The following is a 2684-nucleotide window of genomic DNA, read 5'->3' as shown; positions in this document are numbered from 1 at the left end:
GCCCGCGCACGAACAGGGTGTTGGGGAACACCTTGATCTTCGTGTTGAGCTCGCGCACGCCGCCGTTGTAGAAGCGCCGCGATGCCTGGATCTTGTCTTCGGTGTCGACCAGCTCCGAGTGCAGCTGCCGGAAGTCGGGCGTGACCGGGACCGCGGTCCAGATCGGGTAGTAGAACGCCGAGACGAGCACGACGAATCCGAGGAAGATCGCCACCGTCGCGATGCCGCGTTCGCGTCGCCATCGCACGTCGTCCCGCCGCCCGAGGATGAGGGCGATGACCGCCGTGAGTGCGAGGATCGTGTACGGCTGGAACGCGATCGAGTAGAACTGGAACACCGTGCGGTCGAGGTACATGAGCCACGGCAGGTACCCCGCGGCGAGTCCGAGCAGGATGGCGCCGACCTGCCACTCGCGGTACCTGGCGAGTCGGTACACGAGGTAGAGGCACGCGAGCGCCGCGGCCCACCAGATGAGCGGGTTGCCGATGCCGATGATCGACGACCAGCAGGTCTCGGCGCCGCATCCGCCCGACCCGTCCTTCGTGTCGGCGAAGTACATGTTCGTCGGCTTGAACATGAACAGCCAGGTGAGCGGGTTCGACTGCGAGGGATGGTCGGCATGGACGCCGACGTGATAGGTGTATGCGGACTGGTGGTAGTGCCAGAGGCTCTGGAACACCGGCGGGACCCACGAGAAGAAGCCGGTGGCACGGTTCTGGAGGTCGTCGGCCCAGTGCCGGGAGTACCCGCCGTCGGTCACGAGCCAGCCCGTCCACGAGGCGAGGTAGACGAACGCGGCGACGGGCACATAGAGGAGGAAGGTCACCGGCCCCTGCTTCAGCACGGCGCCGGTCAGCCAGAACGGCACCCCCGCGCGCCGCCGGGCGAGCGCGTCGACGATGACGAGGTAGACGCCGAAGGCGGCGAGGAACCAGAGGCCCGACCACTTCACCGCGCAGGTGGCGCCGAACGCGGCGCCCGCGGCGAACACCCATGGTCGCGTCCAGATCGCCGGCCCGTAGTGCGGGTCGCGACCGTCGGCGCGGGCACGCTCCAGCCGGCGATCGAGCTCATGCCTGGACCGGTCGCGGTCGATGAGCACGAACCAGAAGCCGACGAGTGCGAAGAGCATCACCCAGTTGTCGAGCAGGGCCACGCGCGACATCACGATGGCGTTGCCGTCGACCGCGAAGAGGAACGCCGCGATGACGGCGACGATCGTCGACGGCCACAGCCGCCGCGCCACGAGCGCGAGCACGAACACGGCGACGGTGCCGGCGAGCGCGGTGCTCGCCCGCCACCAGAACGCGCTGTCGGCGCCGAACGCGGCCATGCCGAGGGCGATCATCCACTTGCCGAGCGGCGGGTGCACGACGTAGTTCGGCTCGTCGAGGAAGATGTCGGTGTCGCCGCGGGCGAAGTCCTCGTCGGCGCCCTCGGGCCAGGTGGACTCGTATCCGTGGTGCAGCAGCGTCCACGCGTCCTTCACGTAGTACGTCTCGTCGAACACGATCGCCTGCGGATGCCCGAGGTTCCAGAACCGCAGCACCGCCGCGAGCAGGGTCACGAGCAGCGGACCGCCCCAGTACCACAGCTGCCGGCGACGCGGCGTGGACAGCATGCGTCCCCACCAGGCGTCGAGCCGAGTACCGCGCGCCTCGACGAAGGGCTCGTCGTCGGGGTCCTGCGGTTCGTCGGCCTCGTCTGGGTCGTCGACGGCGTCGGGGTCGTCCGCCGCCGCGACGAGGTCGTCGGATGCCGCGTCGCCGGGCTCGCGCGCCTCTGGTGCGCGCGCGTCGGCGGCGCCGGTCTCAACACCCATGCGCCCCAGAGTAATCGCGCACGACGAGGTGTGATCTCCGCGGTGCTGGACCGAGCCGTCGATCGTGCCGAGGGCCGCGCCGAAGGCCCCGTACGGTCCGGCCCGGCGATGACGGTGGCCGGCGGTACCGTCGGCAGCACCGGACCACGAGGAGGAACCGACGAGATGACCACGATCGAGCTCACGCGGTTCCGGGTGCGTCCCGACCGCGAATCCGCGCTGCTCGCCGCCCGGCCCGGCATGCTCGCCGACTTCGCCGCCGACCGCGACGGCTTCGTCGAAGCGCGCCTCGTGCGCCTGCCCGGCGACGAGTGGCTCGACGTCGTGACCTGGCAGGCGCCCGAGCACCTCGCCGCGTCGCGGGCGAAGGGCGCGAACCTCCCCGGCATCGTCGCGTTCTTCGCCGCGATCGATGCCCTGGTCGCCGCCGAGGAGGGCACGCTCGTCGACGGCCCCTGACCGAGCCCCCACGACCGGCCGTGCAGGCCCATGCGAGACCGGCCGTGCAGGCCCATGCGAGACACTGGACGCATGATCATCCTCGCGGCGACGCCCATCGGCAACCTCGGCGACGCCTCGGCGCGCCTCAAGGACGCCCTCCAGCGGGCCACGGTCGTGGCATCCGAGGACACGCGCGTCACCCAGCGTCTGCTCGCCGGGCTCGGCATCGCCAATCGGCCGCGCCTGATCTCGCTGCACGAGCACAACGAACGGCAGAAGGCCGCCGAGCTGGTCGAGCTCGCCCGTGAGGCCGACCTGCTCGTGCTGAGCGACGCGGGCATGCCCACCGTCTCCGACCCGGGCTTCCCGCTCGTGGCGGCGGCGGCGGCCGCGGGCGTCGAGGTCACCGTGATCCCCGGCC

General features: G+C 70.9%; 3 protein-coding genes. 2 read left to right on the top strand and 1 reads right to left on the bottom strand.

What is annotated here, in order from left to right:
- Positions 1–1822, bottom strand: a 1822-nt coding sequence (locus tag GH736_RS20820) for a phospholipid carrier-dependent glycosyltransferase (RefSeq protein WP_159606716.1), incomplete at its 3' end; no start/stop codon positions are given.
- Between the two features lie 165 nt (positions 1823–1987).
- On the opposite strand from GH736_RS20820, the gene GH736_RS20815 reads away from it, so the two are divergent.
- Together GH736_RS20815 and GH736_RS20810 are read left to right on the top strand one after the other, a co-directional pair.
- A complete protein-coding gene (locus tag GH736_RS20815) occupies positions 1988–2281 on the top strand; it encodes a hypothetical protein (RefSeq protein ID WP_159606706.1) in 294 nt (97 codons plus the stop codon).
- A 72-nt stretch (positions 2282–2353) separates the two neighbouring features.
- On the top strand, positions 2354–2684 hold a 331-nt coding region (locus GH736_RS20810), incomplete at its 3' end, for an SAM-dependent methyltransferase (protein ID WP_235934572.1).

Source organism: Agromyces humi, from assembly GCF_009720255.1.
In the GTDB taxonomy this organism is placed as follows: domain Bacteria; phylum Actinomycetota; class Actinomycetes; order Actinomycetales; family Microbacteriaceae; genus Agromyces; species Agromyces humi.
The sequence above is the reverse complement of the archived record's forward strand: the minus strand, read 5'-3'. Positions and strand labels throughout refer to the sequence as shown.

Coding starts and splice junctions, on each gene's coding strand:
- GH736_RS20815 (WP_159606706.1), top strand. CDS start 1,988: ATGACCACGATCGAGCTCACGCGGTTCCGGGTGCGTCCCGACCGCGAA.